A 14,755-nucleotide genomic window follows, 5' to 3' on the forward strand; every position below is an offset into this window, starting at 1 on the left:
TTACCTATCGCCGATAGTAAAGGCGATGTGTCAGGCTAAGGTCAGCTGCTTAAAAATACTTCCTGTTTCCCAACGATTATTGCCGGAAAAATAAAAACTTGAGACTTAAAGATGAAAATGGCGAATCCAAAATATGAATTAATGCAATGACCAGAAATGGTGGCGGGAAAAACCTTGAAAATCATTTTGACAAGTTGGTGTCGGTAGCGTGCCCAAGTGTGACTACTGAATGGGCGGTTGTGATAAAGTCTATTCTACTCTTTAAGACAAGGTAGATAACCGATGATAACTTTAGCCCTCTTCTTTCGAAAATGGAAATCTGTGGTGTCGCTCACCACGGTTTTGCTGACCTCGGCGTGCATGGCTAATATGCCGCAGTCGCTCGACGATCAGGTTCAAGCTCGCACCGGACCACATCAGGGTTCCGGAGCTCGGCACCGAATGCTGGTGCTTACCGACATCGAAGCCGACCCGGACGATGCCCAAACTTTGGTGCGCTTACTACTTTACGTCAATGAGATCGAATTGGAGGGCCTTGTCGCCACCACATCCGTGCATCAAAAGACCATGGTCGCGCCCGAATCGATTCATAAGATTATTGACGCCTACGAGGAGATTCGCCCCAACCTGTCACAGCACGCTTCGGGCTACCCCAGCGCTAAGCAGCTGAAATCGTTGGTCAGTCAGGGGTTGCCACTTTATGGCATGGCCGCGGTAGGCGCCGGAAAAGACTCCGAAGGCTCGGAAAAAGTCATCGAAATACTTGAGCAAGACGACGACCGGCCCTTGTGGATTTCTGTGTGGGGCGGCCCCAATACCTTGGCCCAAGCCCTTTACAAATTGCGGGAAACGAAAAGCGAATCAGAGCTAAATCGGCTGGTGAGCAAGATCCGGGTTTATACGATTTCGGACCAGGATGACTCGGCGGCCTGGATTCGTAAGAACTTTCCCGACCTGTTTTACATCGTCAGTCCCGGCGGTTACGGGGCGGCGACCTGGACGGGAATCAACGCGGTGATTGACGGCATCGATAACACCACCATCAGTAATGGCTGGATTGCGGAAAATATTCAGCAGTCCCACGGCCCACTGGGCGCTCAGTATCCGGACGTTGCTTATGGTATGGAAGGTGATACACCTGCATGGTTGAACCTGGTCCCCAACGGTTTGAGTTTGCCTGAGCGACCGAACTGGGGCGGCTGGGGAGGGCGCTACGAGTTGTATACCCCGGAGCTGGGCAATATGGACCCGCGGGGGTTTACGGGAGGCGTACCGGTCGAGCCGGAAACACGTCCAATCTGGACCAATGCCGACGATAGTTATGAACCGGTGATTGCTTCGGACTACGGTCGATCGCTAAAGCCCATGGGTAAAACGTTTGACGGTTACCGAGTAACGCTCTGGCGCTGGCGCGACGACTTTCAGAACGATTTCGCCGCACGCATGGACTGGACAGTGAAACCCTACGATGAGGCAAATCACCCCCCGGTTCCTGCCCTCAACCATCCAGAGAGAATCTCGGTGCGCTCCGGAGGCTACTTTCATCTGGATGCACGTAATTCTCACGACCCCGATGGCGATAGCCTGCAGTTTTTATGGTTCAACTACCCTGAGGTGGGCAGCATGCCAGAGCAGCCGGTGGCGATAAACAGTGCAGAGAATATGGTTCGGGTACACGTTCGCGCGCCCGAGGTAGAAGAAGAGCACGAGTTGCACTTTATTCTGAAGGTAACCGACCGCGGAACTCCAAGGCTGACCCGTTATAAGCGGGTGATCGTTACCGTAACTCCCTAGCCGGTTTTTTGATTAACGGAGGAGCGACCCCAAAATATCCTCTCCTCCGTAACTTTGGTCCCTAATCGTTTTTGGGTTCGATATCGACAGTCAATTTATCCAGAACCACTCCGGCATCTACCATCCATATGCGAATGGTCTGTAAACCAGGCGAGTCAATTTCATGCTCCGAAACGCCAATCGACGCCGCTCTCAGGGTGTTGTTGTTCCAGGTGTCCGAGTATTCCAGGGCGTTAATATCGATGATGCTCGGAGCCTCGTCATTTAGAGATATGGCGTAGCGGAGCCCGGGGTGATCCGAGGTCAGTCGGTGAGTGGGCAATGCCTGGGTTTGAATCTCGACTGGGCCGGTACTGAAAGCATAGAATCGGTAGCTAACAGACGGGCTTCGCGAAGATACTTCGTCAGTGTCCACGCTTGGGGCCGTGACCGGCTCTATTGTTACTCCATCACCCGAGGCGGCGGCCTCATCAACTATGTCCCAGCCGACACCGTTCGCAAGGTCGTAGCGCTCCTCGAAGTTTTCAGCCTCCATGATCACCCTTCCGTTGTCCTCCACCGCGTCAGGTAACGTCGATAGCTCCAGGTCTTCAGGATTGAATACTTCAAGCTTGATGGTTCGCTTGGAGCCGGCGCCGACTATGTGGACCGACTCTAGTAATGCGCGAGCGTGGGGAGCTTCGCTCCAGTCTATACTTACCCAAATTCTCGCATCCTCGGCTCCACTGGTATCGCTCAATTCGATCCATGGGGCGCTAGCTTGGGCTGTCCAGCTCATCTCATTGGCGCCTTGATTGAAGACGTCAATAAAATAGCTGGAGTCGGCGGGCCGATTAAAGACAGGAAGCTTTCCGGTCGTGCCATCTTCTATAGGCCTCTCAGAACCTTCTACAGCTATACCCAGCTTGGCTGACGCGGGGGGATTGTAACTGCCGGTTTCCGGCATTGCCCAAGCGTTCTGCGTCTCGTAAGCCCAGCGTGGTAGCTCTGAGGTCGGCATAGGGCTGAACATGTGATTCCACTTTCCGCCGGCGTTCACCTCGTTGTAGAACTGTGTTTCGGCTAGCAGCTCGTCCTGCGCGGTCTCTGCCTCAGCCGAAAGCTCATCGGTAGCCGCACGGTTCTGCTTTGCCCAAAGGCGGCTTCGCTCAGCGAGAATAACTCGGCGGTTGGCAAGGTTTGAGGCGCGTACCGGATAAAGGATCATCTCATAGAAAGCCGCCTTCTGAGCGTCGGGTATCCGAGCGTAAATAGCGTTGGCTGCTTCGGTCATGTCTGTAAATTTATCAAGCCGCTTTTGAGCTTCGTCCCCGTCTGATACCAGGCTAAAGCCGCTCTCTGTGCGGTCAAGATGTTCAGGACGTTTTAGGATATTTAGACGAAAGTACTCTCCGAGAACCTTTGCGATGGCACTGGCGTGCTCGGCATCGAATGTTCGCTCGGCCCACTGAGTCAAGTAGCCTTGCTGATCGAAGTCACGGAAGGCTTCAGGGTTGCGGGCTAGGCGCAGAAAGAAGTCCGTGCCGATTTCGTAGGGCTTTATGTCGCCAACGTTAACGATCCATATTTTGTGGGCATCGAAGTCCCAGGCTTTCATCATTTCTGATTGAGTCATACCCAGAGGGGTGCTGTGAAGCCATAGATAGCTCTTGGGTACCCCCCAATACTGAAGGTGATAGTAGACGCCGGAACCCCCCGATCTCTGATTTTCCGCATTGGTAGAGAGCTGGCGAATGTAACCGTGATTATCGTCCGGCCATACGATAGTAACGTCTTCGGGAAGCTCCAGACCGGCTTGATACTGCACCAATGTTTCCTTGTAGGGGATGAATATCTGGGGGATCTCCGAGGGGTCGGCATGAACGTGGTCCGTGATCATCCGTCGCTGGTCGGGAATGATGGAATTCTGAATTTTTGCTGCTTTTTCCTCGTCGCTAGTACCCTCTGGAGCCAGCATTCCGGCGTCTGCTCGGCCCCGCATGCCGATGGTGTAAATATTCTCGTAGTTCGCTGTTTCCGCAACGCGTTTTTCCCAGAAGTTGTAAATGCGTTCACGATTATTCCAGTAATCGTAAGGTCCGTGAACACCCTCATTGTACTCGTGGCTGTTGGTCAACATTGGCTCGTGGTGAGATGTGCTGATGACAATTGCATAGTCGTCGGCAACGACCTTGTTGTCTGGGTTCTTATAAAAGGGGGTGCTTTCGACAGGGAATTCATGCATTGCGGGCCAAATCATGTTGGCGTGCAGGCGCAGCAGCAATTCAAAAACGGTAGCATAGGTTTTGGGACCGATATTTCCGACTTCAGGCTCAAAGGTTTTTGCAGCCCAGGGCTGGAAGCCCCAATCCTCATCGTTAATAAAGATACCCCGGTATTTCACCCCTGGCGAAGGCTGAGTGTGAGTGCCCGCGACATAGAGAGCGGATTTTTTCTTTATTGGTACATCGCCCCAGAAGTACCAGGGGGAGACCCCAATCGACTCAGATAGTCCGAAGACACCGAAGGCTGTGCCGCGCCGATCACTGCCGGCGATGACCAGACCCTGACGCAGACCGGGTAACGGATTATTCACCACCATCGCGGTGTAAGCCTCCCATTTGCCCTCAATGGCGGATACATCGATTTTTCCCGATTCGACCAACCCGTCGATGAGAGGGCTTTTCCCCAGTGTGCCGATGAGTATGGCCGTGGAGGACTCCGGAGTTTCGTTGGACGTTTTTGGCGACAAGCCGGTGACTCGCTCTATGTCATCGCGCAATGCAGTGGCCGCGACCTCTACGACTTGGGCATCCTCTGAGCTGTAGTGTATAGGAGCCGCGTACCCTTCCCCGGCTACCTGAAAGGCACCATCGACCGGTGTTTCGGAGGTGGGCATGAAGGTTGTTTCGAAGTAACCACCCTGGGAGCGAGTATCGGCTGTCATACCGTCGTAAGGGGTCCAGGCGCCAGCAGAGCGGTACTCGGACATCGGAGCGGTCTCAAACGGCTTTGCTATCAGCAAGGCGACCACGAGCGCGACGACGGTCATTGCCCCCAACGCAATTAGCACTTTGGGGCCTTTTCCGGGAAAACTGTATGGTGATCTACTGGACGCGATCTGCTCGTTATCCGCATGATTCATTGTTCGGCTACCTTTGTTTATTGCATTTTACTAACGATGAGCGCCTGCTTGGTACTTAAAGGTATTCTAGTATACAAGGTTGCGTTTGCCTATTCTAGCATCTCCAATGGGGTGGTTATAAGCGACCTTCGGTTAAAACATCTAAAGAGTGGAGTTAGGAGACGGTTATAGCTGAATGCTTTACCCTAGAAGGGGGGCAGAGTTTGGTATTTATTTGGGAAAAACACTTAGGGTTTGGGCAGTTTGTTGTGGAAAACAGGAAGTATTTGTGTGTGTGGGACAACTATACTTCGCCAGACCGATTTTCATAATCTCTTGCGAAAATGCCTCATGATGTAGCTGCTAGCTCGGCGTCATACTGCGGAGGAAGTAGAGTGGAGGTAAAACATAATTACGCACTATTTTTAGGAGTTCTACCATGATAAAACGAATACAATGTAAATGTATTTGTGCAGCGGCCGTATTTGTTTCTGTCCACGCCGCCCACGCCATAACTGCGGGGGCGGGCGAAGCCACGCTCAACGTGAACAACAATTGGGGGACTGGTTATTGTGCCAGTGTGACTGTTGCCAACGATGGCACCACTGATATAACTAACTGGGCCGTTGGGCTCGATCTGAACGGGACGACGATCAACAACCTGTGGAATGGCAACCTGAGCGGAGACAGCGTGACCCCCGTCGCCTATAGCGCCAACGTGGCCCCGGGCAGCAGCACCAACTTTGGTTTCTGTGCCAGTGGTAGTGGCTCGCCCAGCATTGCGACCTTCGACGTCGAAGGCGGTGGCACATCAACCAGCTCCAGCTCCGAAATCTCCAGCCGTTCAAGCAGTTCCTCCAGCTCTGTCAGTTCCGCTACAGGCGGCGACAACAGCGTTACCGTGCGCATGAGTGGCGTGACTGGCGAGGAGCGCGTCAGCTTGGTAGTCGGTGGTCAAACGGTTGAAACTTGGACACTGAGCATCGGGATGCTGGACTACAGCGTGAATACCAATGTTTCTGGGGAGCTTCGCGTTGCCTACACGAACAACTCAGGTGATCGCGACGTCCAAGTTGACTACGTGATCGTAAACGGCGTCACATACCAGGCGGAAAACCAGCAAGACAATACCGGGGCCTGGGACGGAGAGTGCGGCGCGGGTTCTTACTCGGAGATGCTGCACTGTAACGGTTCCATCGGTTTTGGCAACCCTTTCGATGGGAGCGTTTCGTCGTCTAGCTCTAGCCGCGAATCCAGCTCATCCAGTGAAGCCGCCTTTTCCAGCAGCGTTAACTCCAACGGATACTTTTCAATCGAGCCTGATTTTCAGTTGTCGATGCTTGCTGACTTCCCTGTGGGGGTTGCTGTGACGGCTGGCAAGAGCGAATACAGTATGTTCAATATCGGCGATGCCGCGCAGCGGCAAGAGGTGATTGTCGACCACTTCGATCAAGTCAGTGCCGGCAACATCATGAAAATGAGCTACTTGCACCCCGAGGAGAATGTTTACACCTATGAGGATGCGGACCAGCTGGCAAACTTCGCTCAAACCAATGGCATGACCGTTCACGGTCATGTCCTGGTATGGCACTCCGATTATCAGGTGCCCGACTTTATGAAAGGGTATGACGGTGACTGGAAAGCCATGCTGACCGAGCATGCAACCAATATTATCACTCACTTCGATGAGGCGTTCGGTGACACTGTCGCCAGTTGGGATGTAGTCAACGAAGCTGTGGATACTGGCACGTCCGACGGACGGCGTCACTCACCGTTTTACGACTATGAACCGCCCGCCGCAGGTGAGATTCCTCCCTATATTGAGGTCGCTTTTCAGGCCGCTCATAACGCCAAGCCTGAGCTGGATCTTTACTATAATGATTATGACAACACCGCAAACCAGGGCCGCTTGAATAAAACCCTACAAATCGCTGAGCGGTTGAACGAGCAGGGCACGATCGACGGTGTCGGGTTTCAAATGCATATCTATATGAACTACCCGAGCCTGAGCCACTTCGAAAATGCGTTTCAGGCGGTGGTGGATATGGGGTTGAAGGTGAAGGTAACTGAGCTGGACATCTCTGTGGTGAATCCATACGGCGCGGGAGATCCACCGCCTCAGCCGGAATATGATGCGGAGTTGGCCCAGGCGCAGAAAATCCGGTTCTGCGAAGTGGCCAAAGTCTATCTCGACACAGTACCCGCCGCTCAGCGCGGAGGGTTCACAGTATGGGGGCTCACGGATGATCAGAGCTGGCTGATGAGAGTATTCCGCAGCGCCACCGGTGCGGATTATGACGATGTCTGGCCTCTATTGTTCAATGCTGACCTGTCTGCGAAGCCCGCCCTGCAAGGCGTTGCGAACGCGTTCAATGGCGTATCCTGTTCAGCGGGGTAACCCCACCCACCCGCCACGTCTGTTCTGTGGGCGTGGCGGCCCATCCCCTTCGGGGGCATCTTCGCTTTTATGGCGAAGTGCGTGACCTTGTGCGGCGCATAACGGAGGCAACAAGGAGGGGGGGAGTTAGCATCAATTCAGAAGGCGGTACATCTCCGAGGCGGCGAGCAGGAAGGCGCCCACGCCAAAATTGGCTGTGGAGTCAGCATCGACCACTTGGCCTGGAATGGCGCGCTCACCAATCGGCTGGATGTAGCCGACCATACCATTCTCCTGTAGCGCCGTGTTGGACAAATACTGCCAGCCTTTCACCGCGACGGGTAAGTACGCTTCCTTGTCGAGAAGCCCGTTGTTGATCCCCCAAAGATAGCCATAGGTAAAAAAGGCCGTGCCGCTGGTTTCATAACCTGGTGCGTGTTCGGGGTCGAGCAGGCTGCGCGTCCAGTAGCCGCCGGGCTGCTGTGCTTCGGCCAGAGTGGCCGCCATTTTCCGGTAAATGCTGAGATATTCGCTGCGGTGTTTGTGGTCTTCGGGCAAGTCCGCCAATACTTTCGCCAGGCCGGCGAATACCCAACCGTCGCCGCGCGCCCAGAAATCCTTGTGGCCATTCAGACTCTTGTGCTCGGGGTAGACGTATTTGGCATCGCGAAAGAACAGCCCGGTTTCTTCGTCGTACATGATGCTTTTGGCATAGCTGAAGTATTCGTGCAGCTTTTCAAGGTACAGCTCATCGCCGGTAACCTGATAGAGCTTGGTCATGACCGGCATCACCATATACAGGCCGTCCGCCCACCACCAATAATCCGACGGTTCGGTACTCATCTGGTACTCCATGACCTCCTGGGCGCGGGCAATTTTCTCTTGGCCGCCCTTGATCTGGTAGAGGTCAATGTACGTTTGAAAGCAGATTTGCCAATCACCGAACAGCACGAACTCGTCGGTTTCCCCGTAGCCGTATTTCCACTCGGAAGGTTTGTCCGACTTGGTTCCCATCCACTCGTTGCGCTCACCCCAACGAAGGGAATAATCCAGATAGTCCTGGTTTTCGGTAACGAAGTAGGCCTCCATATTGCCGGTGTGATAGGCGGCATGCTCCCAAAAGGCCCAGCCGGGTTGCGGGTGTTCGCTTTGCCAGTAATCGTTGGCGCGAGTCAGCTGTTCCTTTACGGTCGCCGCCTGGGGCAGGGAAGAGGTGGGCCCCTGGTCGTGGGTCACACACCCGGTGAGGGCAAACAGTGCGGGGAGTACGGGTAACAGAGGGCGCAGGCGCTGTGGTTTCATGCTATTTCCATTCCGATAGAAGCTGAACGTTATGATTAGACTATCGAATGAAGATAAATCATATAAATATGAATGTAAAGAATGTAGGGCGTAGGACCGACCCAAACGCCCGGTCGCTAAGGGTTCATTTTCAGGCGCTCTTCATCCCGCAGGGTTAGCACTTCATAACCATCGGCTGTTACCGCAATGGTGTGCTCCCACTGCGCGGAAAGCTTCTTGTCCGCTGTGACCACGGTCCAGCCATCGCGCTTGGTTTTCACCTTCGCCTTACCCTGGTTGATCATGGGCTCAATGGTGAATGTCATTCCCTCTTTAAGAGCCACGCCTTTCCCGGGCACGCCGAAGTGCAGTACCTGAGGCGCTTCGTGCATCTCAGTGCCGATGCCGTGGCCACAGTACTCCCTAACGACTGAATACCCGTTCTCTCGCGCGTGTTGTTGAATGGCGTGGCCAATATCACCGAGTGTGGCCCCGGGCTTCACCGTCTGAATACCCTTCCACATCGCCTCGTAGGTTTGATTCACCAGCCGTTTGGCGACGGGAGAGACCTCGCCAATCAGATACATCTTGCTGGAGTCGGCGATATAGCCGTTCCTCTCCAGGGTGATATCCACGTTGATGATGTCCCCGGTCTTCAGCTTGTGCGCCTCCGAGGGCATGCCGTGACAGACCACCTGGTTCACCGAGGTGTTGAGGACGTAAGGGTAGCCGTACTGACCTTTGCTGGCGGGGCGGGAGTGCAACTCGTCGACGATAAACCGTTCCGCCAGGTTGTTGATCTCCATGGTGGAGAGGCCTTCCTTGACCAGGGGATCAAGATAGGCAAATACGGAGGCCAGCAGGCGCCCGGACTCGCGCATCAGCGCCAACTGGTCGGGCGTTTTGATCCGAATATCACTCATGGGCGAGACTTGCCAACGCCACATTCGCATTCTTCAGCTCTGAGCGCATGATCTCGGTAAAGGTCATGCCCGGGTTGGTTTCCGCCAGCATGCCGACCTTGATCCAGAACTCCGCCTGCGCGTTGATCGACCGAACCATGGCCGTACTTGCCTTGCGAACCTCCTCATGCAATTCGTCGTTGATCTTTACTATGCCCATAATGACCTCGATATACGAAACATACATGAATCGTATATTAAGTGTTGGGTGGGTGCAAGTCACTCAAAACTCAATCACACAAGAAGATGCTTTTTGGACCGGTTTCAGTCTGGTTTCCAGTGAAAAAATGTGAAAAGTTGTGAAGCCAAAGTGAAGCGTCAATAGTTCTGCGTTCACCTGTGGATATTTTAGCGGAGGGTCTCTGGCTTTCTGTATAAACTAAAAATCCCCGTCAAATGACGAGGATTTTTGAGCGTTTACGTTAGTTGTAGAGGCTGACTTTCAACGCGATTACCTAATAATCGCTTTCGCCCAAAGCAGGATAGGCGTTCTCAATCAGCATAAGATACTGCTTGTGAAACCAGCCGCCGGCGTGGGGTGCCAGCTCGGGGATGGGCTGGACCGCCAGGTTGCCGTCTCGAACTTCACCGGCAATGCACATGGTATCCAACTGCTTGCCGTCGTAGATCGGGTTGCTGGCCGCATCCACAATCGCACGGTCGATGTCATCCAGAGCGTTATAGGCATCCGACCCGACGGGATAGTCCTCCACGTCAAACGAAATTCCGTCAGATTCACCCGGTGGTTTCATCCAGAAAAACGCATCCAGATGGGGGCGCGTGCTGTCGGGGCTGGCTTTGGGCATTTCACCCACACCGGCTTTATCCACGTTACACCAGTGGCCACGGTGAGCGCGCTGATCGACACGCTGGCTGCTGTCCGTGCCTTTGGCAACGCTGCCGGGTTGTGGGCGACCGGGGAAGCCCCAGCCGTTACGCGCGGTGTCGATAATAAACCCGGGTTCGAAGTCCGGCTGCTCTGAGCGAACCCGTGCATTGAACGAGTCGATATAAGTCATTTCATCGACTGCCTTGTTCCACTCGTAGAAGTCCTGCAGCGCGGCACGGTCCGCTTCGGCATTTGAAATGGCAGGTTCCTCGACCGGCGTATAGCCCGAAGTATTCGACGCGAAGCCTCGCACCTTCTCAAAGCCGCTAATGCCGTCAGTATTGGCACCTTCAATCAACTTCAGAAAGCCTTCAACCCCGCGTTTTAGGTTGCTCTGGTTGTTCATGGAATCATCCCAGCCCAACCATCCGGCGTGACCAATATCCAGGTAGGTGTACACGTTGCCCGGCTTGTGCAGCTCTTCGATCGCGATCTGCAAGCCGTGGCCGTAGACTCCTAAACCGGGTTCAAGACCAGGTGCATAGTACTCTTCCAGAAGTGTGTCGCAGTAGGTGGTGCCGTTGTCGGTGGTCAGCTCCGGCCAAATAAGCGAGGGGCCGTCCGGATTCAGTGTGGTATTGGTGATCATGTTGGGGTAAGAGTCGGGCTCCAGCATCGCTACGATACGCAGGTTCTTATACTCGTGCTTCTTGTTGAAGGTATCGACAATAACGCCCAGGTATTCCTCGCGGTAGCGTTGTATCCCGTCCAGCACCGGATGCTCGACGCCCGGTTTTCCCACTTCGCACAGCTGGCCATTGGAGGCGAAGGCCGCACAATCGCGATCGGGGAGGTTGTAAATAATGACCACGATGGTCATAGGAGACATCTCTCCGTCCTGTTCAGCGAAGTACTGCTGCTGGGCGACGGCCGCATCCAGGTGACCTTCCAGAGATCGCCGGCCCGCTTCCGGATCGCCATAAATGGTGGCGATCGAATCCATCCAGACGGCGCTCGGCTGACGTTGCACGTACTTGATCTTATCGGCCAGCTCGGTATTGCCCTCGGCTTCCACGAGTTCTAACGAATAGTCCATCATGGTTTTGATGTCGGGGCTCAGGTAAAAATACGAGTCTTCAAAGGGGTTGCCCTCAGTCTGAAAGCTCTCCCCAGGGGTGCCTTTGGCCTGCTGGTCCAAAGGAATGCTGCCGTCATAGGTGGTCGGATCGACGATGTTGATCGCTTCCTGGTCCGGTTCGCCAGGTGCGGAGGAGCTACTGGCGGTCGAACTGACGCTGCTTGTCGATGATTCGGAGCTGCTGCTTGAAGCACTGGAGTGACTGCTTGAATCGTCAGAGCTCGCGCTTGACCCGCCGGTGCTGCTGTTTTCAGCACTCGAGCTGCTCGTTGCGGCATCCGCACTACTGGCGGAGGCGCTGGAGTTATTAATCGGTGTCGTTCCCACCGAAGCGCTTGAACTGCTGGCCGGAGGCGTAGGGTTATCGGTGGAAGCGTTGGAGCTGCTGCTGTCAGCAGGGGTAGAGCTGTCCATAGACGCGCTGGAGCTGTTTTCCGATGGGGTCGAGCTGCTGACGCTATCGCTGGAGTTGTTCTCGGGTGGATTCGGGCTGGCCGATGCTGAGCTGTTACCCGCCGAGGAGGACTCCGCGCCGTTACCGCCGGAATTGTCAGAGCCGCTGGAGCCGCCACAAGCAGACAGTACCGCCACTGAGCCTATAACCAACAGTCCTCTCATCAGGCGATGGGCGGGCCACCGCAATTTTTCGTTTCGCATTGCATTCTCCGTAATGAACCAAATGCCGATCGTAAATTGAGCCGCATTGGTTCCGTGGATGTCTTTTTCAGACATCCAATGGCGTTGTGTAGGGGTGAAAAAGTATTATTGGTGACGGTCGTTGAGGGGACACTCGTACCAAAAGGATGGGTAAAGGTGTGCTCTCTCCGCTTTGGGACGACCACAGCTCGTCACAAAGTGTGGTGGTTGCTGATTTTACAGGGCGGGTTGGGACATTCTGTCGGTGGCATCACAGTTATAACAAAAGCGTAGGTCCCGGTGAGGGAAAGTGAGACCTACTACTCATAACTAGCGTGAAGAGGGGCGGAGGAAAGTGAAATTCTAAATGGTGCACACTAGAGCGTGGCCAAATTTTTCGACAGGCTCGCCCGTGTTGCTTTTACCCATTTCTCGGTATTCTTGGGCCTCAACAACACGAAGGCCGTTGCGCTCCAAAAGCGCGGTAGCGCTCTGTCGGTCATAGAGCATAAATCCGTAGGCGGTAAAAGCCAGCGTCTCCATGAAAGAGCGATCTCCAAAAGCCAGGCAGAATAGGCCGCCGGGGCGCATAACCCGAGCGACCTGGGCGAGGTGGTCAGCGGGCTTGTCCCAAAAGTAGAGCGTGTTCACCGCCAATACCTTGTCGAAGGTATTGTCCGGGAAAGGCAAATTGTCCGAATTGCCTTGGAGAAATCGCGCCTGGTTCGTAGCGACCCATTCCGCGTTGGTGCGCTCTGCTTCAGCCACCATATCGTCAGACCAGTCAACGCCTGTGTAAGTAATACCGGGGTTAGCCTGGAGTAGTTCGGAAACGAAGCGCCCGTTCGCGGGCCCCAATTCCAGTACGCGGTCTGAGCCTTCCAGCGCAAGAAGTTGATGGCAGGCCCGATTGACCCCGGCGTTCACCGTATTCATGGTCGTACCAACCTCTAGCCCAATAGAGCCTTGCGGCTGACGCAGGTGCTTCGCCAGTTCTTTCGGGTCCAACGCTTCTTTCTTGATGTCTGATGACTTGTCCATCGGTAATCTCACTGTAGTGGGCTAACCGCCAAGAATAATAAAGCTAACAAGCTAGGTTCTCTGTGAATATACAGAAAACCATTCAAAAGTAGTAGGGAGAGTGCGATGATCCAACTTGGTGGGCATTGGCTTTGACCACGAATAGAGGGCAGCGCCCGGCCTTTCGCAGGAGCGCTGCTTTTCGACAGTACTGCGTTGGCGCTAGAACTGGGTGATGAACTCCCATGTGGCAGGGTGAACCCAAGACGAGCCAATGGGGTCGTTGTTCGGAGGATAGTTGTGTCCTCCATCGAACGTGGCCCAGCGCACGGGGTAGTTGTCCGGGCAATCATAATCGTAGGTGACGTGGCCGCTGCCGGGGCTGGCCTCGGGTACATTATTGGGTGACATGCAACCGTTGTTCGCCACGAACCGGTCTCGAGAGCGGCGTCCAGACTCAATGGGGCAAGTTGGGTCGTCCAACCCGTGCACACCCATGTAAGCGAGGGGCTCGCCGGTGTTTTCGGGGAAGTAGATATTGTAGTCGGCGGTAGCGTACACCACCACGCCCCGCAGGAGGTCCTGATGGTTTTGCGCCAGAGCGTTGGTGTACATGGCCCCGAAACTGAACCCAACGGAGAAGACTCTTGATGTGTCGATGCACAGGCTGGAGGCAAGATGCGCGTTCAACTGCTCGAAAAAGACGTGGTCGAGGTCATCACCGCGCCAAGGAGAGCCATTCGTGTATCCCTGAGGCGCAACGAATATCGTGTTCTGCTCTGTGTCGAGCGCTTTGAGTCCGAACCACTGGGACCAGCCCTGCACAGCCTCGGCGCTTCCGCCCATCCAGTGCATCCCGAAAACCACTCGGTAGGGCGTATTGGAATCGTAGCTGTCCGGAAGAGAGACAATGTATTCTCGCTGAAGACCAGCGCTGGTCATCGTGTGGGTACCGCTACCCAAGCCGGGAGACTGACCACAGCCGGCGCTAGGCACGGGGGGGTTGCCCAAGGGGTAGCCATTACCGGGATTGCTTCCGCACTGGACCGCCTGTGGACTGTCGCCGGTTACGCTCAACGAGTCGATATTCCCCAGCCCCGGGCTGGTGGTCGCCTGCAGGCGGACCGTATTCTCGCCGGCACTCAAAACAACTTCCGCGCTCGCTGACGTCCAGCTGGTCCAAGAACCCGTCGCGGGGAAATCCATCATGGCTTGGCTCGACCCGTTGATCATTACGTTACCGAGCCGGTTGGCCGAGCCGCCGTTCGCATAGCGCCACTCCAGCGTATAGTTGCCGCTGCTCGGGACATTGACGGTCCAGTTCACGCCGTTGCCTGTGGCGTTGTCGGTGTTGGCGAAACCACTGCCGTTGAAGCCAGAGTGGTTGGTGTCGATGGAGCCATCCACGCCGCATAGGCCGGCCGCTTCCTCGATCACGACCGTGGTGGGCTCGCCACCGGAGACCCGTTCAAACACGACGTCGTCGATACTGGTCCACTCGCTGTCCTCGGTGGTGATACCGATCTGACAGCTGCCGCCACTCACTTCAATGCCCTCGACGGCCACTTCAGTCCAGTTGCCCCAGCCTGCGGCGGGGATCGTGGATGAATAGGAG

General features: G+C 54.9%; 9 protein-coding genes. 2 read left to right on the forward strand and 7 right to left on the reverse strand.

Annotation, left to right across the window (positions count from 1 at the left end):
- Positions 1–441 precede the first annotated feature (441 nt).
- On the forward strand, positions 442–1,794 hold the full coding sequence (locus G547_RS0102935; protein WP_245573323.1) for a DUF1593 domain-containing protein: 1,353 nt from the start codon (positions 442–444) through the stop codon (positions 1,792–1,794).
- Between the two features lie 61 nt (positions 1,795–1,855).
- Here G547_RS0102935 and G547_RS0102940 read toward each other — a convergent pair whose 3' ends face one another.
- Positions 1,856–4,918 carry a glycosyl hydrolase 115 family protein gene (locus tag G547_RS0102940; protein WP_027328551.1) on the reverse strand — a complete coding sequence of 1,021 codons (3,063 nt, stop codon included), beginning with the start codon at positions 4,916–4,918 and terminating at the stop codon, positions 1,856–1,858.
- A 418-nt stretch (positions 4,919–5,336) separates the two neighbouring features.
- Between G547_RS0102940 and G547_RS22475 the strand changes: the two genes are divergently transcribed.
- Complete coding sequence (locus G547_RS22475) at positions 5,337–7,295, forward strand: endo-1,4-beta-xylanase (RefSeq protein ID WP_084645587.1); 1,959 nt, start codon at positions 5,337–5,339, stop codon at positions 7,293–7,295.
- A gap of 132 nt (positions 7,296–7,427) precedes the next feature.
- Here G547_RS22475 and G547_RS0102950 read toward each other — a convergent pair whose 3' ends face one another.
- The 6 genes from G547_RS0102950 to G547_RS19905 form a co-directional block, all read right to left on the reverse strand.
- On the reverse strand, positions 7,428–8,576 hold the full coding sequence (locus G547_RS0102950) for a glycoside hydrolase family 88/105 protein (RefSeq protein ID WP_084645589.1): 1,149 nt from the start codon (positions 8,574–8,576) through the stop codon (positions 7,428–7,430).
- Positions 8,577–8,692: 116 nt separating this feature from the next.
- Positions 8,693–9,478, reverse strand: coding sequence for a type I methionyl aminopeptidase (gene map, locus G547_RS0102955; protein WP_027328553.1), 786 nt, complete (start codon positions 9,476–9,478; stop codon positions 8,693–8,695).
- Complete coding sequence (locus tag G547_RS0102960) at positions 9,471–9,677, reverse strand: ParD-like family protein (RefSeq protein WP_027328554.1); 207 nt, start codon at positions 9,675–9,677, stop codon at positions 9,471–9,473. Before G547_RS0102960 ends, map begins: the two co-directional genes overlap by 8 nt.
- Positions 9,678–9,972: 295 nt before the next feature.
- Positions 9,973–12,141 carry a glycoside hydrolase family 6 protein gene (locus tag G547_RS0102965; protein ID WP_169449420.1) on the reverse strand — a complete coding sequence of 723 codons (2,169 nt, stop codon included), beginning with the start codon at positions 12,139–12,141 and terminating at the stop codon, positions 9,973–9,975.
- Between the two features lie 342 nt (positions 12,142–12,483).
- The gene (locus G547_RS0102980) at positions 12,484–13,161 is read right to left on the reverse strand and encodes a class I SAM-dependent methyltransferase (protein ID WP_211224481.1); all 678 of its coding nucleotides are present in this window, start codon (positions 13,159–13,161) and stop codon (positions 12,484–12,486) included.
- Positions 13,162–13,362: 201 nt separating this feature from the next.
- Positions 13,363–14,755 (reverse strand): carbohydrate-binding protein (locus G547_RS19905; protein WP_157209762.1); only part of this gene is annotated, 1,393 nt, incomplete at its 5' end.

Source organism: Marinimicrobium agarilyticum DSM 16975, assembly GCF_000423345.1.
Taxonomy (GTDB): domain Bacteria; phylum Pseudomonadota; class Gammaproteobacteria; order Pseudomonadales; family Cellvibrionaceae; genus Marinimicrobium; species Marinimicrobium agarilyticum.